The organism is Streptomyces bullii (assembly GCF_042657145.1).
GTDB classification, from domain to species: domain Bacteria; phylum Actinomycetota; class Actinomycetes; order Streptomycetales; family Streptomycetaceae; genus Streptomyces; species Streptomyces bullii.
Genome location: NZ_JBHSNY010000017.1, coordinates 65,656 through 87,903, shown reverse-complemented (window position 1 = coordinate 87,903; position 22,248 = coordinate 65,656). Strand labels below are relative to the sequence as shown.

Below are 22,248 nucleotides of genomic sequence, written 5' to 3'. Positions count from 1 at the left end.
CTCCGGCTCCGGCTCCCCCGCCCGCCGCTCCGGCGCCGGTCACCCCGGCGGCCCCGGCCCCGGCCGCCGCCCAGGCGACCGACGAGGGTGCCTACGTCACCCCGCTGGTGCGCAAGCTCGCCTCCGAGCACGGCGTCGACCTGTCCTCCGTCAAGGGGACCGGCGTCGGCGGCCGCATCCGCAAGCAGGACGTCATGGCCGCCGCCGAGGCCGCCAAGGCCGCCGCCGCTGCCCCGGCTCCGGCCGCCGCAGCGGCCCCGGCCGCGAAGAAGGCCCCGGTCCTGGAGGCGTCCCCGCTGCGCGGCCAGACCATCAAGATGCCGCGCATCCGCAAGGTCATCGGCGACAACATGGTCAAGGCCCTGCACGAGCAGGCCCAGCTGTCCTCGGTCGTCGAGGTCGACGTCACCCGCCTGATGAAGCTGCGCGCCCGGGCCAAGGACGCGTTCGCGGCCCGTGAGGGCGTCAAGCTCTCCCCGATGCCGTTCTTCGTCAAGGCCGCGGCCCAGGCGCTGAAGGCCCACCCGGTCGTCAACGCCAAGATCAACGAGGCCGAGGGGACCATCACCTACTTCGACACCGAGAACATCGGTATCGCGGTGGACTCCGAGAAGGGCCTGATGACCCCGGTCATCAAGAACGCCGGTGACCTCAACATCGCCGGTATCGCCAAGGCCACGGCGGAGCTCGCGGGCAAGGTCCGCGCCAACAAGATCACCCCGGACGAGCTGTCCGGCGCGACCTTCACCATCTCCAACACCGGTTCGCGCGGCGCGCTGTTCGACACGATCATCGTGCCGCCGGGCCAGGTCGCGATCCTCGGCATCGGCGCCACGGTGAAGCGCCCGGCCGTCATCGAGACGGAGGAGGGCACGGTCATCGGCGTCCGCGACATGACGTACCTGACCCTCTCCTACGACCACCGCCTGGTGGACGGCGCCGACGCCGCCCGTTACCTGACGGCGGTCAAGGCGATCCTGGAGGCGGGCGAGTTCGAGGTCGAGCTCGGTCTGTAGACGCCGATCAGCGGTACGCAGTGGTGCCCTCGTCCGGAACACTCCGGGCGGGGGCACTCCCTTAGGGCGCGGGGAACCGCGCGAGCAGCCACGGACAACCCGCAGTCGCCCGAGGACGGACGCGACCGAGCCGCAAGGCGCCGCAACCCCATGTGCAACATGTCTCACCTGCACGAAAGCCCCCTCACGCGCCCTTCCCGCGGAGCGAACCGGCCGTATTGTCTAAACGTCAACGCGCCCTAAGGAGCCCTCATGACCGCCCCCGTCGTCCACTCGCTGCGCGAACAGATCCGCGAGCACATCCTGGAAGGGATCATCAGCGGGCGCTGGCAGCCGGGCGAGCGGATCGTGGAGCGGCGCATCGCCACCGAGCTGGAGGTCAGTCAGACCCCGGTCCGGGAGGCCCTGCGCGAACTGGAGTCCCTGCGCCTGATCGAGTCCGCGCCCAACAAGGGCGTACGGGTGCGGAACCTGACGGCCGCCGACCTGGAGGAGAGCTACCCGGTCCGGGCCGGGCTGGAGGCCATCGCGGCCGAACTCGCGGCGGAGCAGCTGGCGGAGGACTGCTCGGCCCTCGAACCGCACGTCGCCGCCCTGTACGAGGCCGACCGCGCGTCGGACGGGACAGCGCAGGTCCGCCACACGGTCGGATTCCACCGCGAACTGGTCCGCGCGGCCGGCAACTCGGTGCTGCTGCACACCTGGGAGGGGCTGGGCATCGAGGTCTTCACGGCGCTGTCGATCCGCTGGCTGGGCACGGTCCAGCAGTCGTACGCGGAGGAGCACGAGGAGCTGGTCGCCGCCTTCAAGCGGCGCGACCCGCGCATCGCCGAGCTGGTGAAGGCCCACGTCCTGGGCTGCGCGCCGAGGGCGTGACAGGGGAGCGTACCCGCGCTCACCTGCACAAAGCCAGCCAAGGTACGTCACCGGGTGCCACCGCCGAAGGCACCCCGTGCCGACTTTCTCGTGATCAAGAGGTTTTGCCCCTCAACCCTTTGATCGATCATCGATCAGGGGGTTACAGTCGCCGACGGGCAAAGCGGCGCCAGCCGCGAGGTGTCACAGCACCGCAGCCCCACGCCCTGTCCTGCCAAAGACCAAGGGCACCCCCGAACCCTTACCGATGAGGGAACCCCCTTCGACTGAGGAAGGCGGCGACATGACCGACCCCAACGCCATCCAGCCGAGCGAGCTCGACCAGCTCCCGGACCGCGACCCTGAGGAGACCGCCGAATGGCAGGCCTCCCTGGACGCCGTCGCCAAGGCGGCCGGGCCGCACCGTGCCGCGTACCTGCTGCGCCGCACGCTGGAGCGCGCCGAGGGGACCGGCATCGCGCTGCCGAAGCTCCTCGAGACCGACTACGTCAACTCCATCCCCACCGCCGCTGAGCCGGCCATGCCCGGTGACGAGGCGATGGAGCAGCGGATCACCGCGTGGAACCGCTGGAACGCGGCCGCCATGGTGACCCGGGGCTCGAAATACGGCGTCGGCGGCCACATCGCCACCTTCGCCTCCGCGGCCTGGCTGTACGAGACCGGCTTCAACCACTTCTTCCGGGGCAAGGAGGCCGACGGCTCGGGCGACCAGCTCTACATCCAGGGCCACGCCTCCCCCGGCATCTACGCCCGCGCCTTCCTCGACGGCCGGCTGACCGAGCAGCACCTCGACAACTTCCGCCGGGAGGCGGGCGGAGGCGGCCTGCCCTCCTACCCGCACCCGCGCCGCCTGCCCTGGCTGTGGGAGTTCCCGACGGTGTCGATGGGCCTCGGCCCGCTCTCCGCCATCTACCAGGCGCGCTTCAACCGCTACCTCACCAACCGCGGCATCAAGGACACCTCCGGCTCGCACGTGTGGGCGTTCCTCGGCGACGGCGAGATGGACGAGCCCGAGTCGACGGCGGCCCTCGCGCTCGCCGCCCGCGAGGAGCTGGACAACCTCACGTTCGTCATCAACTGCAACCTGCAGCGCCTCGACGGCCCGGTCCGCGCCAACTTCAAGATCGTGCAGGAGCTGGAGGCCCAGTTCCGCGGCGCCGGCTGGAACGTCGTCAAGACGCTGTGGGGTTCGGCCTGGGACGAGCTCTTCCAGCTCGACACCACGGGCGCGCTCGTACGCCGCCTGCGCCAGGTACCGGACGCGCAGATCCAGACGTACCAGACCCGCGACGCCGCCTACATCCGCCAGGACTTCTTCGGGGCCGACCCGGCGCTGGTGGAGATGGCGAAGCTGCTGAGCGACGACAAGATCCTCGAGTGCTTCCACGTCTCGCGTGGTGGTCACGAGCCGCGCAAGGTGTACGCCGCGTACAAGGCGGCCCTGGAGCACAAGGGCGCGCCGACCGTGATCCTGGCCCAGACCGTCAAGGGCCACACGCTCGGTGAGGGCTTCGCCTCCAAGAACGCCAACCACCAGATGAAGAAGCTGACGGTGGACGAGTTCAAGGCGATGCGCGACCTGCTCGACCTGCCGATCAAGGACAGCGACTTCGTCGACGGCCAGGTCCCCTACGGCCACCCGGGCGCCGACTCCCCCGAGGTCCGCTACCTCCAGGAGCGCCGCGCCGCCCTCGGCGGCCCGGCCCCGGCCCGCCGTGTCCACCCGGTGGCCCCGCTGCCCGCCCCCGCGGAAAAGGCCTTCGCCTCCTTCGACAAGGGCTCCGGCTCGCAGAACGTCGCGACGACGATGGCCTTCGTCCGCCTGGTCAAGGACCTGGTCCGCGACAAGGAGACCGGCAAGCGCTGGGTGCCGATCGTCCCCGACGAGGCGCGCACCTTCGGCATGGAGTCGCTGTTCCCGTCGCTCGGCATCTACTCGCCGAAGGGCCAGACGTACGAGCCGGTCGACCGCGACCAGTTGATGTACTACAAGGAGGCCAAGAACGGCCAGATCCTCAACGAGGGGATCACCGAGGCCGGTTCCATGGCCGACTTCATCGCCGCCTCCACGTCGTACGCGACGCACGGCGAGCCGATGATCCCGTTCTACATCTTCTACTCGATGTTCGGCTGGCAGCGCACCGCCGACCAGATGTGGCAGCTCGGCGACCAGCTCGGCCGCGGTTTCCTCATCGGCGCCACGGCCGGCCGTACCACGCTGACCGGTGAGGGCCTCCAGCACGCCGACGGCCACTCCCCCGTCATCGCCGCGACCAACCCGGCGGCGCTGACGTACGACCCGGCGTTCGCGTACGAGATCGCGGTCATCGTGAAGGACGGTCTGCGCCGGATGTACGGCGAGGCGGCGCCGGGCGAGGACCCGAACGTCTTCTACTACCTGACCGTCTACAACGAGCCGCTGCCGCAGCCCGCCAAGCCGCAGGGCCTCGGCATCGACGAGGGCATCGTCAAGGGCCTGTACCGCTTCAACACGGCGGAGTCGGCCGGCGTGACCGTGCCGGCGAACGCCCCGCGCATCCAGCTGCTCGGCTCCGGTACGGCGATCCACTGGGCGCTCAAGGCGCAGCGGCTGCTCGCCGACGAGTGGGGCGTGGCGGCCGACGTGTGGTCGGCGACGTCCTGGAGCGAGCTGCGCCGGGACGCGCTGGAGGCCGACGAGGCGGCGCTGCGCGGCGAGGAGCGGGTGCCGTTCGTGCGCCAGGCGCTCCAGGGCGCCGAGGGTCCGGTGCTGGCCGTATCCGACTACATGCGCCAGGTCCCGGACCAGATCGCGCAGTGGGTCGAGCAGGACTGGTCCTCGCTGGGCGCCGACGGCTTCGGCCTGTCGGACACCCGTGAGGCGGCCCGCCGCCACTTCGGCGTGGACGCCGAGTCGATCGTCGTGGCGGCCCTGGCCCAGCTCGCCCGGCGCGGCGAGGTGAAGGCGACGGCCGTGAAGGAAGCGCGCGTCAAGTACGGCCTGTAGGGCCGGAGTTCGGTGCAGGGGGTACGGCGGCGGCCGTACCCCCCTGCGCTGTCGGCGGCGCCCGGCATGATGGCCGTATGCGCGCTGCCCGGCTGATCAAGATGGTGCTGTTGCTCCAGTCCCGGCCCTCCATGACGGCCGCCGAGCTGGCGCGCGAGCTGGAGGTGTCGGAGCGCACCGTGACACGGGACGCGCAGGCGCTGTCGGAGGCGGGCGTGCCGGTGTACGCGGACCGCGGGCGGGCCGGTGGGTACCGGCTGGTCGGTGGGTACCGCACGCGGCTCACGGGGCTGCACCGCAGCGAGGCCGAGGCGCTGTTCCTGTCCGGAGTGCCGGGCGCGCTGCGCGAGATGGGCCTGGAGGACGCGGCCTCGGCGGCGCGGCTGAAGGTGTCGGCGGCGCTGCTGCCCTCCCTGCGGGACGCCTCACGGACGGCGGCGCAGCGGTTCCACCTGGACGCGCCGAACTGGTTCCGGGAACCCGAGACGCCGGAGCTGCTCCCCGCCGTCGCGGACGCGGTGTGGGACGACCGGCGGATCGTCGCCCGGTACCGGCGCGGGGAGGGGGAGCGTCAGCGGGACGTGGCCCGGGAGCTGGAGCCGTACGGGCTCGTGCTCAAGGCGGGCGTCTGGTACCTGTGCGCGCGGGTCGCGGGCAGCGCGTCCTTCCGGGTCTACCGGATCGACCGGTTCACGGCGGTGGAGGCCGACCGGGAGCGTTTCGAGCGCGACCAGGAGTTCGACCTGTCCGCCTTCTGGGAGGAGCGGGCCGAGCAGTTCGCGCGGTCCCTGCTGCGGGCGCGGGTGGTGGTGCGGCTGTCCAAGGCGGGCGTGCGCAGACTGCCGTACGCCGTCGACGCGCTGGCCGCCCGGGAGGCGCTGGCCGCCGCGGGCGACCCGGACGCGGACGGGTGGGTGACGCTGACGCTGCCCGTGGAGTCGGAGGAGGTCGCCCACTCGCAGCTGTCGATGCTCGGGCCGGAGACCGAGGTGCTGGCGCCCGAGAGCCTGCGGGCACGGTTCGCCTCGGACGCGCTGCGGCTGGCCGAGCTGTACCGCCCATAACAATGCCCGCACTCCAGGTGCGCCCCTCTCCCCCAGGGCCGATGCTGGAACGCGTGATGGACGAGACCGAGTTCTGGCAGCTGGTGGACGACGCCCGCGAGGCCGCCGACGGCGACCCGGAGGAGCAGGCCGACCTGCTGGTGGAGCGGCTCACACGGCTCGATCCGGAGTCGGTCCTGGACTTCGCCCGTCACTTCGAGGCCCGCTACAACCGGGCGTACACCTGGGACCTGTGGGGCGCCGCCTGGGTGCTGCTGGACGGGGCGAGCGACGACGCCTTCGACTTCTTCCGGTGCTGGCTGATCGGCCAGGGACGCGAGGTCTTCGAGGGCGCCCTGCACGACCCGGACGCGCTCGCCGATCTCCTGGACGACTTCGACGAGGAGATCGACGGCGACGGGGAGGACCTCGGCTACGCGGCGGACGAGGCGTACGAGCAGCTCACCGGCACGGTCGCCCCCGACCTGGACATCGCACCCCCTCCCCCGGAACCGAAGGGCACACCGATCGACCTCGAGAACGAACGCCTGCTTGCCGAGCGGTACCCGCGGTTGTGGGAGCGGTTCAGAGGGTGAGCTCGGTGCAGGGTGAGGTAGGTGCAGGGGTGGCGGGGTGTGGCGGCGCCGGCGCCGACGCCTGGCCCCGGGGGCTCGCTCAGGTTTCCGTGCGCCTGCGGGTCGGGTCCGGCGGGATGTACGCCTGTGTCCGGTCGGCCTTCAGGATGTGGTGCGGGGGTGCCGCGTTGGCCTGGTCGAGGGCGGACGCGGTGGCCGCGGCCGGTCCCAGGACGACGGTCGCGAGCGCGCAGAGCACGGTCCAGGGGCTTCGCACGGCTGCGGCCCAGGTGCCCGGCTTCCGTTCCTTCGTAGGGCTGCTGTTCATGGTCCCCACCTCCGGTCGGCTTCTGCCGCAGACCGTACGGCGCGGAGCTCTGAGGGCCCTGCGGCCCGGCTGTGGCGTTCGTGTGAGCCCGGCGCCCGGCCCTGCAGCCGGGCCGCCAGCTCCCTGATCTCCGGGAGGCGGGCGCGCAGGGCGGCGCCCGGGCAGGTGGTCATGTAGCCGTCGTCGTGACCCGCCAGGGCGGGCAGCGTCGCCTTGGTGCCGGCCGCGTAACGGCTGCGGCCGTTGCTGGAGACCAGACGGACGCTCGCGCGCGGGTCGATGCCGGACAGTCCGAGTTTCCACGCGGCCAGGGCGGCGATGGCCCGGGTCATCGCGGCAGGCACGGGCACGCCCGCGGTGAAGGTGCCGAGCGCCGCGATGCCGACCGTACGGTGGTTGAAGCCCTGGGTGTGGGCGCCGGTGACCGGGCGGTCGACGCCGCCGGCGCGGCCTTCGTAGAGGGTGCCGCAGCGGTCGACGAGGAAGTTGTAGCCGATGTCGTCCCAGTCGCGGCTGCCGGTCTGGCCCGCGTACAGGTGCCGGATGATGCCGGGCGCGTCGGCGCAGTCGTAGCCGTTGGGCGAGTCGGTGTGATGGACGAAGACCGCGACGACCTCGTCGTCGTAGCGCGGGGGCGGCTGGTCCCGGGCGGCGTCGCCCAGCCAGGCCGACCTCGGCAGGATGCGCGGCTTCGGGGCGGAGTACCGGGCCGCGGAGCGGCCCGCGTCCGGGCGCCCGGACGGCGCGGCGGCCCGCTCGACCCCGTACGCGCACAGCACCAGCGCGACGGCGGCGGCGAGCCCCGGCACACACCCGAGCAGGGCGCGGGCGGCGCGGCCCCGCGGGCCGGCGACACCGGGCACACCGCGCGCCACCTTCCGGGCGCGCACCCCGAGCACACGCATCTGAGCGTGTACGGCATGTACGGCGCGTGGGGCGCGTACGGCGGACACGGCGGGCACGTGGCGTGCGCCGGGTGTGTCGCGGGGGTGTGCGTCACGGCTGTGGTGTGCGTGGGGTTCGCCACGTTCGTCGCGGTGGGGTCCGCCGTGTTCGCCGCCAGACGGGCCACGCGCACCGCCCACGCCGCCAGGGCCGCGCACACCGCCCGCGCTGCCGCCACCACGCGCACCGTCCACACGTTCAGGGCCCCGCTCGCCACCCGCACCGTCCGGGCCGCCCGCGCCCCTCGCGCCGCCCGGCCCGGGTGCGCCCAGCGGCCCCCCAGGGCCCTCGGACCCCTCGGCGGGGTGCGGCCCACGCACCCCCTCCGGCCCGCCGGGCCCGCCCGGGCCGGGTCCGCCGTCGGCATCGGCCAGCCCTGCGCCGCACCGTCCGGCCGGGCCGCCCAGGCCGACCGGGGCACCCGGGCCGCCCCCACCAACGGCACCGTCCGTCCCGCGCACGCCCCGACCGTCCAGCCCGCCTTCCCCCGACGACGCACCCACACCGAGCCCGTCCCGAGGCCCCTCCAGCCCCCCTTCACCCGGCGCCTTGTCCAGCCCCGGACCGCCCGGCACCCCATCCACCCCGAGCCCGTCCCGCGGCCCCTCCAGCCCGGGATCGCCCGGCACCCCATCCAGCCCGGGCCCGTCCGACGCGCCGTCCACCCCGCGCTCGTCCGGCGGGTCGGCCGGGTCATGGCCGGCGGCCGGTTCGGATGCGTCGTCGACCCCGCCCCTGTCGGGTGCATCGCGGCTCGCGCGTATGGCGTCCGTTGCGCCGGGTATGCCAGATATTCGGGTGGCGCGGCGCTTTCGCGCCCCCCGCGGTCTTCGGAAGACACGCATGGTCCCACTGTCAGCCCGATCCGGTCCGTCCGCGATGTGTGCTGTGCCACCTGGTGGAACCATCGTCCGGGTCCGCGACGTTTTTTCGAATGCAGGCGCGCGCGTGTGGCCGGTTCCCGGTGATCATGCGCGCGCGTACTGATCACCGGGCCCGTCCCCCACGTACTAAGGGGTCCGAGGAGAAAGGCGGCTTGCGTGGACCTGCTCGACATCCTGCTGTTGCTGGTCATCCTGGCCTACGCGGCGTCCGGCTACCGGCGCGGCCTGGTGGCCGGCTGCGTCTCGCTCGCCGGGTTCGTGGGCGGTGCGGTGGTCGGCGTGTGGGTCCTGCCGTGGGTGATGAAGTCGGTGGAGCCGGGCACCACGGCGGCGACGGTGACAGCGGTGTTCACCGTGCTGCTGCCCGCGGTGGTGGGCCATGAGCTGGCGGGGCGGCTGGCGCTGCGGCTGCGGCGGGAGCTGGACCACGGGCCGCTCAGGGCGGCGGACGGAATCGGCGGGGCGACAGCCAACTCCGCGGCCGTGCTGATCGTGGCGTGGGTGGCCGCGAGTGTCCTGGGTGCCTCCTCGTCCCCGCTGGTCACCGGCGCGATACGGGACTCGCGGCTGCTGGGCGCGGTGCAGCAGGTGATGCCGGACACCACCCCGGCCTGGTTCTCCCGGGCCACGTCCGCGCTGACCCAGGCGGGCTTCCCCCAGGTCTTCAACCCCTTCGAGAACGAGTCGACCGCCCGGGTCGCCCGGCCCTCCGGCGACAGTGTCACGGCGGCCGCCACCAACGCCGCCAAGCTCAGCACGGTGAAGGTCGAGGGCGTCGCGGGCACGCAGGGCCGCGAGGGCAGCGGCTTCGTGTACGCGCGGGAGCACGTGATGACCAACGCGCACGTGGTGGCCGGCATCGACGAGCCGACCGTGCAGATCGGCGGGGTCGGCCGTACGTACGAGGCGCGGGTGGTGCTGTTCGACCCGCAGAAGGACGTGGCCGTGCTGTACGTGCCCGGCCTCCGGGCACCCGTCCTGCGGTTCGACGACGACGCCGACCGGGGCGAGCGGGCGGTCGTCGCGGGCTATCCGGAGGACGGCGCCCTGAACCTCCAGGCGGCGACGGTCGCCAACCGGGTGCGGGCGACCGGCCAGAACATCTACAACGACGACACGGTGACCCGCGAGATCTACTCGATCCGCTCCACCGTGCGCCCCGGCAACTCCGGCGGCCCGCTGCTGACCACCGACGGACGGGTGTACGGCGTGGTCTTCGCGCGTTCCACCTCGGACGCCGAGACCGGCTACGTGCTGACGGCGGCCGAGGTGGCCTCCGACGCCCAGCGCGCGGCGGACGCGACGGCGCCGGTGGACACGGGGGACCTGGTCGAGTCGTAGCGCACCGGGCCTACAGGGACGTCCCCATGAACACGTCGTCGACGTACGCCCCCTCGACGAGGAACTCCTCCGGCAGGACGCCCTCCACCACGAACCCCTCGGACTCGTAGAGCTTGCGGGCGGGGGTGTTGTGGCCGAGGACGCGCAGGGTCAGCCGCCGTGCCCCCTGCCGCCGGGCCTCCTCGCGCGCCGCCCGCAGCAGCGCCCGCCCGACGCCCGCGCCGCGCGCCTCCTCCGCGACGACCAGGCCCTGGATCTGGCGGACATGGGCGTTGGAGGCCAGCGACGTGGGACGGCCCAGCCGGACGAAGCCGACGACGCTGCCGCCGAGTTCGGCGACGAGGTAGTCCCCCGGCACGGACCGCTCGCCGAAGAAGGGATCGTACGGCGGCTCGGGGCGGGGCTGGACGGAGTGCAGCGGGGACCAGGTGGCGCGGTCGAGCCGCCCCAGTGCCTCCTCGTCGTCGAGGCGTGCGGGACGTATGAGCGCAAGCGGCATGACGGCCACCCTACGTGCCGTGCCACGCGCGTCCCACGGGGACTTGACGCGTCGCGCGGCAGGATGGGCGCATGGAACGTGCGCGAATCGCGGTGGCCGGCGCGTCCGGTCTCATCGGCAGCGCCCTGGTGCGGTCCCTGACCGCCGACGGGCACGAGGTGGTACGCCTGGTGCGGGGCGCGCCCCGCGCCGCGGGCGAGGTCCGCTGGGCCCCCGAGGGCGGACACGTCGACAGGGCCGGGCTCGCCGGCTGCCACGCCGTGGTGAACCTGGCGGGGGCCGGGGTGGGCAACCGCCGCTGGACAGCGGCGTACAAGGCGCGGATCCGTGCCAGCCGGGTGCACGGTACGGCGGCGCTCGCCGAGGCCGTCGCCTCGCTGGACGAGGGCGAGCGGCCGCGGGTCTTCGTGAACGGCAGCGCGATCGGCTACTACGGCGAGACCGGCGACCGGGCCGTCGACGAGAGCGCACCCCCGGGCGAGGGCTTCCTGCCGTCGCTGTGCGTGGAGTGGGAGAACGCCGCGGCCCCGGCCCGTGACGCGGGTGTCCGTACGGTGTTCACCCGGACCGGGCTGGTGGTGGCCCGCGGGGGCGGGGCCTGGGGGCGGCTGTTCCCCTTGTTCCGGGCGGGACTCGGCGGACGGCTGGGCGACGGGCGGCAGTACTGGTCGTTCATCGCGCTGCACGACGAGGTGGCCGCGATCCGGCATCTCATCGACCGCGACGACCTGTCCGGCCCGTTCAACCTCACCGCCCCGCATCCGGTGACGAACCGTGAGGTCACGGCGGCGATGGGCCGGGTGCTGCACCGCCCGGCCCTGTTCGGCGTCCCCGCGCCCGTTCTGCGGGTGGTGCTGGGCGAGATGGCCGGGGACGTGCTCGGCAGCGCGCGGGTGCTGCCGAGGCGGCTGCTGGAGTCGGGGTTCCGGTTCGCGTTCCCGGAGATCGACTCGGCGATTCGTGCGGCGCTGCGATAGCGGAGGGACCGAATGCGACCGCTGTGCGACCGTGCTCTGTCGATGCGCGACTCCCCCTGACGGATCACGGCCCTACCCTCGACCAGAACTCGGGTATCCCAGGAGCGCGTTGGGGGCATGACGTCTCCAGCGCCCGCGCAACCTCGAGGAGGGGCACGTGCTTGAGCCCACGTATCAGGCCGACGTCGTCGTCGTGGGGGCCGGGGTCGCCGGACTCTCGGCGGCGCATCGGCTGGCCAGCGCAGGAGTGTCGACCGTGGTGCTGGAGGCCGCCCATGCCGTGGGGGGCCGGATGGCGACCGAGAAGGTCGACGGCTTCCGGCTCGACAGAATCGGACAGTTGCTCACGATGCCGTCGACGGCACATCCCGTGCTGCGGCGGACACCGGGCCTCGACGGGCTGGTGCTGCGCCCGTTCGCGCCCGGTGTCCTGCTGCACAGCGACGGACGTCACCACCGCGCGGGCGCCCAGTCGGGCGCGGGGGGCGCACGCGGCGCGCTCCACGCGGTGCGCGTCCTGGCCGGCGCCCCCCGGCCGCCGTCCGCGCCCAGGCCGCTCAGGCCGCTCAGGAGGCCGGTGGCCGTGCCCGGGCGGCCGGTGTCCGTCCCCCGCAGCCGGGCGGGCGCCCCGCTGGGCACCGGCCTGGACCAGGCCCGGCTCGGCGCGGCGCTGACGCGCCTCGCGGCCATGCCCGTCGAACGGCTGCTGGCCCGCCCGGAGCAGCCCGCCGGCCAGGCCCTGGCCGCGCGGGGCCTGCCCGCCCGGACCATCGACGGCTTTCTGCGCCCGCTGCTCGCCGCCCTGCTGTGCGACCCGGATCTGACCACGTCCAGCCGCTGCGCCGATCTGGCCCTGCACGCCTTCGCGAGCGGCCCGCTGTGCCTGCCGGAGGGCGGCGCCGAGGCGCTGCCGGAGCTGCTGGCGAGCACCCTGCCGCCGGGCACCGTGCACACCGGCGTCCGGGTCACCTCCGTCTCGACGACCTCGGTGACCACAGCCGAGCACGGCGAGATCCGTTGCCGGGCGGTCCTGCTGGCGACCGACGCCCGGGCCGCCGCCGAGCTGCTGCCCGGCCTTCGGGTCCCGGACTTCCACCCGGTGACGGTGGTCCACCACACCACGGACGAGCCGCCCGCGACCGGTGCGTCGCTGCTGCTCGACTCCGACCGCGGCGGCCCGGTCGCGCACACGGCGGTGGTCAGCCGCGTCGACCCGTCCCGCGCCCCGGCGGGCCGGACGCTGGTCTCCTCGACGGTCCTCGGACCTCCGCCGGACGACGTCGACACCGCCGTCCGCATGCACCTGGCCCGCCTGTACGGCACCTCCACCACACGCTGGGAGACGCTCGCCGTCCACCACACCGCCGAGGCCGTGCCCGCGATGCGGCCGCCGCACGACCCGCGGCGGCCGGTGCGGCTGCTGGCGGGCCTGTACGTGTGCGGCGACCACCGGGACGTGAGCACGGTGGTCGGTGCGCTGCACTCCGGTCAGCGGGTCTCCTCGGCGATCCTGGCGGATCTGGGCGCGGACGGCTCGATGCACGTGGCCGACCCGCTGCCGAGCGTGCCGAGGGCGGCGTGAGCAGGGGCCCCCGCGGTGGGGACAGGGCGGGTCAGCCGAGGGCCGCCACCCTGTCCCGGTAACTCCGCACCGGTGCCGCGTCCTTGTACGGCTCCAGGCGTCGCTCGAAGTCCCGGACGTACTCCACCGCCCGCACCGACCGCATCTCCGCCGCCTGCCCGGCCGCCTCGGAGGCCAGCTGACAGGCCTGGTCGAGTTCGCCGAGGCCGAGACGGGCGGTGGCCAGGACGACCCGGCAGAACAGGCGGCTGCGGGCGTAGGCGGGGGCCCGCAGCTGCAGGGAGCGTTCCGCGTGCTGCGCGGCGGCGCGGAACTGCTGGAGGTCCCGGTGGCAGTGCCCGAACTCGTCGGCGAGCTGGGCCTCGTCGAAGAAGCGCGCCCAGTACGGCACCTCGTCCCCGGGCCGCGCCGCGTCGAGGGCGCGCTCGGCGCGCACCAGCGCCGAGGTGCAGGCCCTGACCTCACCGAGCACGCCGTGTCCGCGCGCCTCGGCGGCGTGCAGCAGCGCCTGCACGACCGGTGGCACGGACGTCCCGACACCCTGCTGCGCCACCCGGGCGAGCTGCACGGCCTCCCGCCCGTGCCCCAGGTAGACGGCCTGGCGACTCATGGTGACCAGTGTGAACGCGCCGTACGCCCGGTCCCCGGCCGCCTGCGCGAGCCGCAGCGCCTGCACGAAGTAGCGCTGGGCGAGGCCGTGCGCGGCGATGTCGTACGACGTCCAGCCCGCGAGCCGGGTCAGGTCGGCGGCCGCCGCGAACAGTCTGCGGCCGGTCTGCTCGCCGTAGGTGCCGCGCAGCATCGGCTCGCACTCGTGCTCCAGGTAGCGCACGAGGGCCTGCCGGGCGTGGCCGCCGCCGTAGGCGTCGTCGAGAGTGCGGAACAGCTCGCCGACCGAGCGCAGCGCGGCGATGTCACCGGCGGTGATCTTCTGGCCGGGGCCGCGTTCGGCCTGGCCGCGCCGCCGGGGCGGGACGCGGGCCGCGTCGGGCGGCGCCACGGGCCTGACGGCCGGGCGGCCCTGGGCCGGGATCCGGGCGGCGGGCGCCTCCCCGCGGGCCACTCTCTCGTCGGGGCGGCCGATCAGCCAGTCCCGGCTGGGCACGACGAGCCCCGCCGGGGTGAAGGCGATCTTGCGCAGCTCGGCGTGGCTGCCCGAGTCCTTGCGCCACAGCCCGCTGACGATGTCGACGGCCTCCTCGGGGGTGGCGGCGAACTCCAGCCCCGCGTAGACGGGGGCGCAGGCGTCCAGGCCGAGGTCCTGGGCGGTCAGCCGGCGGCCGAGCCGCCGGGTGAAGACCTCGGCGATGAGCGCGGGTGTGGTGCCCCTCGGCTGCTGGCCGCGGAGCCATCGCGTGACCGAGGTCTTGTCGTATCTCAGGTCGAGCCCGTGTTCCAGACCGAGCTGGTCCACCCGACGGGCGAGTCCCGCGTTGGAGAACCCCGCTTCTGCGATGAGCGCGGCGAGCTGTCGGTTGGGGGTGCGCTGCGCGGGTCGTTCCGTCATCTGCGGTGCGGTCTCCTGCCTTCCGGTGTGTGGACGTGCCCGGATCGCCTGTGAGCAGCCCATATGGCCTCGTGGACGGCGCGAATGTAGCGGAGAGTAAGCGCCCGATCGCACCCTTCCGCAGGCATTCATCCGATCGTGTGAGGATTGGCCGCGAAACTGACGGGTGACCACCAGGCCACAGCCGGACGACCGACGGCACGACGGCGGTCGTACAGTGGCGTAGGCGCGTTTCGTGCCTTACGACTTCCAGGGAGGCGCTTGCCGTGAGTGAGTTGCGGTTCGTCCGTATGGGTTTCGGTGCCGAGGCCGTTGACTACCAGGTGGCCTGGGACGAGCAGCGCCGGGTGCACGCGGCGCGCTTCGCGGACGAGATCCCCGACACCGTACTGCTCCTGGAGCACCCGCCGGTCTACACGGCCGGACGGCGCACCGCCCCGAACGAGCGTCCGCTCGACGGCACGCCCGTCATCGACGTGGACCGCGGCGGCAAGATCACCTGGCACGGGCCGGGCCAGCTGGTGGGCTACCCGATCCAGAAGCTGCCGCGTCCGGTGGATGTGGTGGCGCACCTGCGCCGCCTCGAAGAGGTGATGATCCGCGTCTGCGCGGAGTTCGGCGTCGAGACCAGCCGGGTCGAGGGCCGGGCGGGCGTCTGGGTGCTGGGCGACCCGGTGGAGCAGCGGCCCGGCCTGGGCGGGCTCTCCCTCGACTTCGACCCGCGGCTGACGGACGAGGAGTTCGACCCCCGCCTCAACGGTCCCGAGTACGCGCCCTCCAACGCCGGCCAGCGCCGCGAGGACCGCAAGATCTGCGCCATGGGCATCAGGGTCGCCAAGGGCGTCACCATGCACGGCTTCGCACTGAACGTGAATCCGGACACGTCCAACTTCGACAAGATCATCCCGTGCGGCATCCGCGACGCGGGCGTGACGTCCCTCGCACACGAGCTGGGCCGGGAGGTCACGATCGAGGAGGTGCTGCCGGTGGCGGAGCGGCACCTGCGGGACGTCCTGGAGAACGCCGACCTGAAGCCGCGGGAGATCGAGCGGTCGGCGGTGTAGCGGGCACCGGGGTCTTCGCCGCCCTCACCCGCCCACCCGGGGCTCCGCCACCGGGTCCCACGAAGGGCCGGCCCCTGGACCTTTCCGGCCTGGACGGCATCGCCCTCGGTCGCCCGACGGGCCGGATACGGCGCGGCCCGCGCCTCGGGCCGCGCCGCACGCAGGCCGAAGGGGCGGAACCCCTCGGACGGGTCGGGCAGCCGGGAATGCCCGCCGCAGACCGAAGGTTGCCCACCCCGGAGGCCGGGAAGCGCACGGGCGTACCCTGGTGTACGCCGAAGAATCGAAGCTAGGGAGCCGACGTGTCCGCAGTCGCACCCGACGGACGCAAGATGCTGCGCCTGGAGGTCCGCAACAGCCAGACCCCCATCGAGCGCAAGCCCGAGTGGATCAAGACCCGGGCGAAAATGGGCCCCGAGTACACCAAGATGCAGAACCTCGTCAAAAGCGAGGGCCTGCACACGGTCTGCCAGGAAGCCGGCTGCCCGAACATCTACGAGTGCTGGGAGGACCGCGAGGCGACCTTCCTCATCGGCGGCGACCAGTGCACCCGGCGCTGCGACTTCTGCCAGATCGACACCGGCAAGCCCGAGGCGCTCGACCGCGACGAGCCGCGCCGCGTCGGCGAGTCCGTGGTCACCATGGACCTGAACTACGCCACCATCACCGGCGTCGCCCGCGACGACCTGGAGGACGGCGGCGCCTGGCTGTACGCCGAGACCGTCCGCCAGATCCACCAGCAGACGGCGGACCGCGAGGGCGGCCGGACCAAGGTGGAGCTGCTCGCGCCCGACTTCAACGCGGTCCCGGAGCAGCTGGAGGAGGTCTTCTCCTCGCGCCCCGAGGTCTTCGCGCACAACGTCGAGACGGTTCCGCGGATCTTCAAGCGCATCCGCCCCGGCTTCCGCTACGAGCGCTCGCTGAAGGTCATCACGATGGCCCGCGACCACGGCCTCGTCACCAAGTCGAACCTCATCCTCGGCATGGGCGAGACCCGCGAGGAGGTCAGCGAGGCCCTCAAGCAGCTGCACGACGCCGGGTGCGAGCTGGTGACCATCACGCAGTACCTGCGGCCGTCCGTGCGCCACCACCCCGTGGAGCGCTGGGTCAAGCCCCAGGAGTTCGTGGAGCTGAAGGAGGAGGCCGAGCAGATCGGCTTCTCCGGTGTGATGTCCGGCCCGCTGGTGCGCTCCTCGTACCGCGCCGGGCGGCTGTACCGGATGGCGATCGAGAAGCGCGACGCGTACGTCGCCGCGCAGGCCGTCTGACACGGAATCAGCCCGCCGTTCCCGTACGACACTCCGGCATGCGTGTGAATTCGCGCACAAGAACCTACTGACTGGTAGCGACCGAGAAGACGCGGTCCCGGCCGTCCTCGCAGATGAGGGCCCGGTCGGGGCCGCGTCGGACGTTTCATGCGGTCGTAGAAAGGCTTCATGGGCGTTTGACCGGTCGGTCACGCCCTGGTAACACCAATCAGTGACGCTGAAATCACACCACGTACACCCGTACCCGGAGCCGTACCGAGGGGGGACCTCCACGATGCAGGCCGCGCCCGTCCGCGCCACAGCGATTCCGTCGTTCACCACCGCACTGCGTGCCGTCGAGTCGCTGCTGCTGAGCAGCGGCCAGCGCACCGCCCGCCGCAACGCCTGGACCTCCGTCCTGGAGGACCGCCGACGCGCCAAGGACCGGGTCGAGGCCCAGCGCGTCCTGGAGCAGACGCTGTCCGCCCGCTCCTGACCGCCCGCTCCCCGCGGCACGTTGCGGCCCTCGCCGGGCACCGCCGTCGTCGGCGCTTCCATGGCCACGTAAACTTCGTGGCATGGCGAGGAAGGACAACGCAGCGGACGCTGCGAACCCCGGGCGACTGAAGCAGATCGCCCTGACCTACAAGATGACCCGCAGGGCCGACAAGAAGATCGGCCTTGTACTCGCGGCTGTCGGAATCGTCACCTTCGGTGTCTTCCTCGCGATCGGTTTCTTGATCGGTCACCCCATCTATCTCGGCATCCTGGGCCTGCTGCTCGCCTTCCTCGCGACGGCGATCGTGTTCGGGCGCCGGGCCGAGCGAGCCGCCTTCGGGCAGATGGAGGGACAGCCGGGCGCCGCCGCGGCCGTGCTCGACAACATCGGCCGGGGCTGGACGACGACACCCGCGGTGGCGATGAACCGCAACCAGGACGTGGTGCACCGCGCGGTCGGCAAGGCCGGCATCGTGCTGGTCGCCGAGGGCAACCCGAACCGGGTGAAGTCCCTGCTCGCCGCCGAGAAGAGGAAGATGAACCGCATCGTCGCGGACGTCCCGGTGCACGACCTGATCGTGGGAACCGGCGAGGGCCAGGTCGAGCTGAAGAAGCTGCGCACCACCATGATGAAGCTGCCCCGCGTGCTGACCGGCCCGCAGGTGACCGCGACGAACGACCGGCTGCGCGCCCTGGGCGACCTCATGAGCAACATGCCGCTGCCGAAGGGCCCGATGCCGAAGGGCATGAAGCTGCCGAAGGGCGGGCAGCGGCCGCGCTGACCCACCCTCGAACGACAAGGGGCGCCCGGATCACTCCGGGCGCCCCTTGTCGTGTACGGACACCGCCCGCTTCACGCGGGCGCTGCGGGAGGCGGAGTCGGGCGGACGCGAGCCTCGGCTGGGTGCGGGCCCCGGCGGGACACGGACTTCAGCTAGATGCGGACCTCGGCCAGATACGGATACCGGCCGGACACGGACCCCGGCAGCAGTCACGGACCCTGCCACGACACGGGCCTCGGCCGGATGCGGAACTTCGGCTGGGTGCGGGCCCCGGCGGGACACGGACTTCTAGATGCGAACCTCGGCCAGACGCGGGCCTCAGCCACGGACCCTGTCAGACACGGACCCTGCCAGCAGACGCGGGCCCCAGCCGGACACGGACCCGACCTCGGCTGGATTCGGACCCCGGCCGGACACGGGCACCGGCCAGATGCGGGCCCCGGCCGGACGCGGAGTTCGCCAGCGGACGCGGGCCCGGCCGGACACGGACCCCGCCAGCAGACACGGCCCCTGCCAGACACGGCCCTCGGCTAGATGCGGACCTCGACCGTGCGCGCCAGCCGGTCGTGGAGGCCGCGGCCGTCGCGGTCCCAGATCAGCGCCGGGACGGCCAGGCACAGCAGGACCGAGCGCAGCAGGGCGCGCAGCGGGTTCACGGTGCCCGTCTCCAGGGCGAGGACCCGCAGACCGAAGAGGCGCTTGCCGGGGGTGAAGCCGACGGTGCCGACGGTGAGGACGCTCAGCAGGAAGAAGATCAGCAGCGCCCAGTTGCTGGTCGCCTGATCGTAGCCGTGCGTGATGAGACCGTATGCGATCAAGAGGCACAGCCCCCAGTCCACGGCCAGCGCGCCGAGCCGGCGGCCGGGGCGGGCGATCGAGCCCGGTCCCTCCTCCGGCAGACCGAGCCTCTGGCCCCGGTATCCAAGGTCGGCACCGGCGTCTTCCATGGCCGCACGCGGCCCGGAAAGCCACGATCCGATTGCTTGCCTGTTGTCCACCCGTCCACGGTACTGCGGCCGTAAATGACCGGGGGACGTCGGGGTCGGTCAGGGCTACCGTGAGAGGGGAGCCGGTTAACTTGTGCGAAACAAATGGGTCACGCCAGAGAAATCACGCGTCCCTAGGGTCGAGGTCAGCGTGTGCCACCCGCACTGGCCGCACGAACGATCTACCACCCCGGCGGGACGGTCGGGAGTAGGAGGAGCTGGATGTTCCAGAACGCCGACGAGGCCAAGAAGTTCATCGCGGACGAGGACGTCAAGTTCATCGACGTCCGCTTCTGCGACCTCCCGGGCGTGATGCAGCACTTCACGGTGCCTGCTGAGGCGTTCGACGCGGACGAGGAGCTCGCCTTCGACGGCTCGTCCATCCGCGGCTTCCAGGCCATTCACGAGTCCGACATGGCGCTGCGCGCGGACCTGTCGACCGCCCGGGTCGACCCGTTCCGCCGCGACAAGACGCTGAACATCAACTTCTTCATCCACGACCCGATCACGGGCGAGCAGTACTCCCGTGACCCGCGCAACGTGGCGAAGAAGGCCGAGGCGTACCTGGCGTCCACCGGCATCGCCGACACCGCCTACTTCGGTCCCGAGGCCGAGTTCTACGTCTTCGACAGCGTCCGCTTCGCGACCAGCTCGAACGAGTCCTTCTACCACATCGACTCCGAGGCGGGTGCCTGGAACACCGGCGCCCTCGAGGACAACCGTGGCTACAAGGTCCGTTACAAGGGCGGTTACTTCCCGGTCCCGCCGGTCGACCACTTCGCCGACCTGCGCGCCGAGATCTCCCTGGAGCTGGAGAAGGCCGGCCTGAAGGTCGAGCGCCAGCACCACGAGGTGGGCACCGCCGGCCAGGCCGAGATCAACTACAAGTTCAACACGCTGCTCGCCGCCGCCGACGACCTGCAGCTGTTCAAGTACATCGTGAAGAACGTCGCCTGGCGCAACGGCAAGACGGCGACCTTCATGCCGAAGCCGATCTTCGGTGACAACGGCTCGGGCATGCACGTCCACCAGTCGCTGTGGAGCAACGGCGACCCGCTGTTCTACGACGAGGCAGGTTACGCGGGCCTGTCGGACACCGCCCGCTACTACATCGGCGGCATCCTCAAGCACGCCCCGTCGCTGCTGGCCTTCACCAACCCGACGGTGAACTCGTACCACCGTCTGGTGCCGGGCTTCGAGGCGCCGGTCAACCTGGTGTACTCGCAGCGCAACCGTTCCGCGGCCATGCGGATCCCGATCACCGGCTCCAACCCGAAGGCCAAGCGCGTCGAGTTCCGCGCCCCTGACTCCTCCGGCAACCCGTACCTGGCCTTCTCCGCCCTGCTCCTCGCGGGCTTGGACGGCATCAAGAACAAGATCGAGCCGGCCGAGCCGATCGACAAGGACCTGTACGAGCTGGCTCCCGAGGAGCACGCGGGCGTCCCGCAGGTTCCGACGTCCCTGTCGGCCGTGCTCGACTCGCTGGAGGCCGACCACGAGTTCCTGCTCCAGGGCGACGTGTTCACCTCCGACCTGATCGAGACCTGGATCGACTACAAGCGCACGAACGAGATCGCTCCGCTGCAGCTGCGTCCGCACCCGCACGAGTTCGAGCTCTACTTCGACGTGTGATCGACGCGCCTCACCAGCGCTTCGGGGCCGCCACCCACACCGGGGTGGCGGCCCCGCCGTCGTAGGGGCGGAACCCGCTTCACAGACCGGGCCCGGACAGGGGATCCTGGTGACCGGGGACCGGTGTTCGAGAGAGGGAACGGGGATGTCCGAGCGGGACGATTTCGATCAGCGGGAGTTCGACCTGAAGTGGGCGGACGGCGCCGCGCACAAGGAGCCTTCCGCCCGGGCCCGGATGCTCGCCGCGCGCTGGAAGCACGACCCGCCCGGTCCGGTGCCGTTCCGCCCCGAGCCGGCACGCAAGGCGCACCGCCCCCGCTCGCCGTGGGTGTCGGCGGCCATCGTGTTCGGCGCCATGGCCGCGCTCATCCTGCTCCTCGGCTACGCGAACTTCCGTCCCCACTAGTCGGGGACCCGCACCAGACAGGGGCCCTCACCAGGCAGGCCCTGCCCCGGGCAGAAACCTTTTGCTCCTCCTGGAGACGTTCGCGACCCGTTCATGGGTGGTGCCGGGTGCACACTGGCAGTGGGACGAGTGCCTGACTGCGGGGTGGTGCACCATGCAGAGCCGCTTCCGGAGCGACCGGCGGTTGACCGCGCGTATGGCGGTCACGCTGTTCCTGCTCGGACTGGTGTACGTGGCGTTCGTCGCCGCGTTGATCGTGCTGCTGAAGTCGTGGGTGCTGGTCGTGGTGGTCGCGGCGGCGCTGCTCGGCGCGCAGTACTGGTTCTCCGACCGGATCGCGCTGTACGCCATGCGCGGCCGGGTCGTGGAACGGGAGGAGTACCCCGAGCTGCACGCGGTGATCGACCGGCTGTGCGCGCTCGCCGACATGCCGAAGCCGGTGGTCGCCGTCTCCAACATGGACATGCCCAACGCGTTCGCGACCGGGCGGAATCCCGACAACGCGGTGGTCTGCGTGACGACCGGGCTGCTGCGGCGGCTGGAGCCTGCGGAGCTGGAGGGTGTGCTCGCGCACGAGTTGTCCCATGTGGCGCACAAGGACGTCGCCGTGATCACGGTCGCGTCCTTCCTCGGCGTCATCGCCGGGCTGATCGTGCGGTTCGCCTTCTACTCGCAGCTGTTCGGCGGGGGCCGGAGGGACCAGAACACGGCCGTGGTGTTCGCCGCGGTGATGGGCGTGTCGGCGGCGGTGTACGCGCTGAGCTTCCTGCTGATCCGGGCGCTGTCCCGGTACCGGGAGCTGGCGGCGGACCGGGCGGCGGCGCTGCTCACCGGCCGGCCCTCGGCGCTGGCCTCCGCGCTGACCAAGGTCTCCGGCGACATCGCCCGCATCCCGACGAAGGACCTGCGCACGGCCCAGGCCTTCAACGCCTTCTACTTCACGCCGGCGCTGGGCCGCGAGCCCGGCATCGCCCGGCTCTTCTCGACCCACCCGAGCCTGGACCAGCGGCTCGACCAGCTGGGCCGGATCTCCGCCGAACTGGGCGAGGCGGCGACACCCGGAGGGGCCTGAGC

The 22,248-nt window shown here is 72.4% G+C and carries 20 protein-coding genes; 15 read left to right on the top strand and 5 right to left on the bottom strand.

Annotated elements, in window-relative coordinates; translation table 11 throughout:
* From sucB to ACFPZJ_RS36825, 5 genes are all read left to right on the top strand, one after another.
* On the top strand, positions 1-1,016 hold a 1,016-nt coding region (gene sucB, locus ACFPZJ_RS36845), incomplete at its 5' end, for a 2-oxoglutarate dehydrogenase, E2 component, dihydrolipoamide succinyltransferase (protein ID WP_381031011.1).
* A gap of 252 nt (positions 1,017-1,268) precedes the next feature.
* Positions 1,269-1,892, top strand: a complete 624-nt coding sequence (locus ACFPZJ_RS36840) for a GntR family transcriptional regulator (protein ID WP_381031009.1) — start codon at positions 1,269-1,271, stop codon at positions 1,890-1,892.
* Positions 1,893-2,175: 283 nt separating this feature from the next.
* Positions 2,176-4,878, top strand: coding sequence for a pyruvate dehydrogenase (acetyl-transferring), homodimeric type (gene aceE, locus ACFPZJ_RS36835; RefSeq protein WP_381031007.1), 2,703 nt, complete (start codon positions 2,176-2,178; stop codon positions 4,876-4,878).
* 77 nt (positions 4,879-4,955) lie between these two features.
* A complete protein-coding gene (locus ACFPZJ_RS36830) occupies positions 4,956-5,942 on the top strand; it encodes a helix-turn-helix transcriptional regulator (RefSeq protein WP_381031005.1) in 987 nt (328 codons plus the stop codon).
* 53 nt (positions 5,943-5,995) lie between these two features.
* Positions 5,996-6,517, top strand: coding sequence for a DUF4240 domain-containing protein (locus ACFPZJ_RS36825; RefSeq protein ID WP_381031003.1), 522 nt, complete (start codon positions 5,996-5,998; stop codon positions 6,515-6,517).
* Between the two features lie 79 nt (positions 6,518-6,596).
* Here the strand turns inward: ACFPZJ_RS36825 and ACFPZJ_RS36820 are convergent, their stop codons facing one another.
* On the bottom strand, positions 6,597-6,824 hold the full coding sequence (locus tag ACFPZJ_RS36820) for a hypothetical protein (protein WP_381031001.1): 228 nt from the start codon (positions 6,822-6,824) through the stop codon (positions 6,597-6,599).
* Positions 6,821-7,687, bottom strand: coding sequence for a peptidoglycan recognition protein family protein (locus ACFPZJ_RS36815; RefSeq protein ID WP_381031000.1), 867 nt, complete (start codon positions 7,685-7,687; stop codon positions 6,821-6,823). Before ACFPZJ_RS36815 ends, ACFPZJ_RS36820 begins: the two co-directional genes overlap by 4 nt.
* 1,122 nt (positions 7,688-8,809) lie before the next feature.
* Between ACFPZJ_RS36815 and ACFPZJ_RS36810 the strand changes: the two genes are divergently transcribed.
* Positions 8,810-9,994, top strand: a complete 1,185-nt coding sequence (locus ACFPZJ_RS36810; protein WP_381030998.1) for a MarP family serine protease — start codon at positions 8,810-8,812, stop codon at positions 9,992-9,994.
* A gap of 10 nt (positions 9,995-10,004) precedes the next feature.
* On the opposite strand, the gene ACFPZJ_RS36805 is transcribed toward ACFPZJ_RS36810, so the two are convergent.
* Positions 10,005-10,493, bottom strand: coding sequence for a GNAT family N-acetyltransferase (locus tag ACFPZJ_RS36805; RefSeq protein ID WP_381030996.1), 489 nt, complete (start codon positions 10,491-10,493; stop codon positions 10,005-10,007).
* Positions 10,494-10,564: 71 nt separating this feature from the next.
* Here ACFPZJ_RS36805 and ACFPZJ_RS36800 point away from each other — a divergent pair, with 71 nt between their 5' ends.
* Positions 10,565-11,470, top strand: a complete 906-nt coding sequence (locus tag ACFPZJ_RS36800; protein ID WP_381030994.1) for a TIGR01777 family oxidoreductase — start codon at positions 10,565-10,567, stop codon at positions 11,468-11,470.
* A gap of 157 nt (positions 11,471-11,627) precedes the next feature.
* On the top strand, positions 11,628-13,052 hold the full coding sequence (locus ACFPZJ_RS36795; RefSeq protein WP_381030992.1) for an NAD(P)/FAD-dependent oxidoreductase: 1,425 nt from the start codon (positions 11,628-11,630) through the stop codon (positions 13,050-13,052).
* 31 nt (positions 13,053-13,083) lie between these two features.
* Here the strand turns inward: ACFPZJ_RS36795 and ACFPZJ_RS36790 are convergent, their stop codons facing one another.
* The gene (locus tag ACFPZJ_RS36790; RefSeq protein ID WP_381030990.1) at positions 13,084-14,559 is read right to left on the bottom strand and encodes a regulator; all 1,476 of its coding nucleotides are present in this window, start codon (positions 14,557-14,559) and stop codon (positions 13,084-13,086) included.
* Positions 14,560-14,825: 266 nt separating this feature from the next.
* On the opposite strand from ACFPZJ_RS36790, the gene lipB reads away from it, so the two are divergent.
* The 4 genes from lipB to ACFPZJ_RS36770 all read left to right on the top strand — a co-directional run bounded on the left by lipB (position 14,826) and on the right by ACFPZJ_RS36770 (position 18,150).
* Entirely contained in the window at positions 14,826-15,623 is a 798-nt protein-coding gene (lipB, locus tag ACFPZJ_RS36785; protein WP_381030988.1) for a lipoyl(octanoyl) transferase LipB, read from the top strand.
* Between the two features lie 302 nt (positions 15,624-15,925).
* Entirely contained in the window at positions 15,926-16,891 is a 966-nt protein-coding gene (gene lipA / locus ACFPZJ_RS36780; RefSeq protein WP_381030986.1) for a lipoyl synthase, read from the top strand.
* A 274-nt stretch (positions 16,892-17,165) separates the two neighbouring features.
* Positions 17,166-17,366: an SCO2195 family GlnR-regulated protein gene (locus tag ACFPZJ_RS36775; RefSeq protein ID WP_381030984.1), complete on the top strand. Its 201-nt coding sequence runs from the start codon at positions 17,166-17,168 to the stop codon at positions 17,364-17,366.
* 82 nt (positions 17,367-17,448) lie between these two features.
* Positions 17,449-18,150: a DUF4191 domain-containing protein gene (locus ACFPZJ_RS36770; protein ID WP_381030982.1), complete on the top strand. Its 702-nt coding sequence runs from the start codon at positions 17,449-17,451 to the stop codon at positions 18,148-18,150.
* Positions 18,151-18,680: 530 nt separating this feature from the next.
* On the opposite strand, the gene ACFPZJ_RS36765 is transcribed toward ACFPZJ_RS36770, so the two are convergent.
* Positions 18,681-19,148 (bottom strand): RDD family protein, encoded by a 468-nt coding sequence (locus ACFPZJ_RS36765; protein WP_381030980.1) that lies wholly within the window; start codon positions 19,146-19,148, stop codon positions 18,681-18,683.
* Positions 19,149-19,358: 210 nt separating this feature from the next.
* Between ACFPZJ_RS36765 and glnA the strand changes: the two genes are divergently transcribed.
* From glnA to htpX, 3 genes are all read left to right on the top strand, one after another.
* Positions 19,359-20,768, top strand: a complete 1,410-nt coding sequence (glnA, locus tag ACFPZJ_RS36760) for a type I glutamate--ammonia ligase (RefSeq protein ID WP_381030978.1) — start codon at positions 19,359-19,361, stop codon at positions 20,766-20,768.
* A gap of 145 nt (positions 20,769-20,913) precedes the next feature.
* The gene (locus ACFPZJ_RS36755; protein ID WP_381030977.1) at positions 20,914-21,174 is read left to right on the top strand and encodes an SCO2583/SCO2584 N-terminal domain-containing protein; all 261 of its coding nucleotides are present in this window, start codon (positions 20,914-20,916) and stop codon (positions 21,172-21,174) included.
* 154 nt (positions 21,175-21,328) lie between these two features.
* Positions 21,329-22,246 (top strand): zinc metalloprotease HtpX, encoded by a 918-nt coding sequence (gene htpX, locus ACFPZJ_RS36750; RefSeq protein WP_381030975.1) that lies wholly within the window; start codon positions 21,329-21,331, stop codon positions 22,244-22,246.
* Positions 22,247-22,248 lie beyond the last annotated feature (2 nt).

Excerpts from the sequence above, each read along its gene's own strand:
- aceE (WP_381031007.1), top strand. The coding sequence starts at position 2,176 with ATGACCGACCCCAACGCCATCCAGCCGAGCGAGCTCGACCAGCTCCCG.
- ACFPZJ_RS36770 (WP_381030982.1), top strand. The coding sequence starts at position 17,449 with ATGGCGAGGAAGGACAACGCAGCGGACGCTGCGAACCCCGGGCGACTG.
- htpX (WP_381030975.1), top strand. The coding sequence starts at position 21,329 with ATGCAGAGCCGCTTCCGGAGCGACCGGCGGTTGACCGCGCGTATGGCG.
- ACFPZJ_RS36840 (WP_381031009.1), top strand. The coding sequence starts at position 1,269 with ATGACCGCCCCCGTCGTCCACTCGCTGCGCGAACAGATCCGCGAGCAC.
- ACFPZJ_RS36800 (WP_381030994.1), top strand. The coding sequence starts at position 10,565 with ATGGAACGTGCGCGAATCGCGGTGGCCGGCGCGTCCGGTCTCATCGGC.
- ACFPZJ_RS36805 (WP_381030996.1), bottom strand. The coding sequence starts at position 10,493 with ATGCCGCTTGCGCTCATACGTCCCGCACGCCTCGACGACGAGGAGGCA.
- ACFPZJ_RS36755 (WP_381030977.1), top strand. The coding sequence starts at position 20,914 with ATGTCCGAGCGGGACGATTTCGATCAGCGGGAGTTCGACCTGAAGTGG.
- ACFPZJ_RS36830 (WP_381031005.1), top strand. The coding sequence starts at position 4,956 with ATGCGCGCTGCCCGGCTGATCAAGATGGTGCTGTTGCTCCAGTCCCGG.
- glnA (WP_381030978.1), top strand. The coding sequence starts at position 19,359 with ATGTTCCAGAACGCCGACGAGGCCAAGAAGTTCATCGCGGACGAGGAC.
- ACFPZJ_RS36820 (WP_381031001.1), bottom strand. The coding sequence starts at position 6,824 with ATGAACAGCAGCCCTACGAAGGAACGGAAGCCGGGCACCTGGGCCGCA.
- ACFPZJ_RS36775 (WP_381030984.1), top strand. The coding sequence starts at position 17,166 with ATGCAGGCCGCGCCCGTCCGCGCCACAGCGATTCCGTCGTTCACCACC.
- ACFPZJ_RS36790 (WP_381030990.1), bottom strand. The coding sequence starts at position 14,559 with ATGACGGAACGACCCGCGCAGCGCACCCCCAACCGACAGCTCGCCGCG.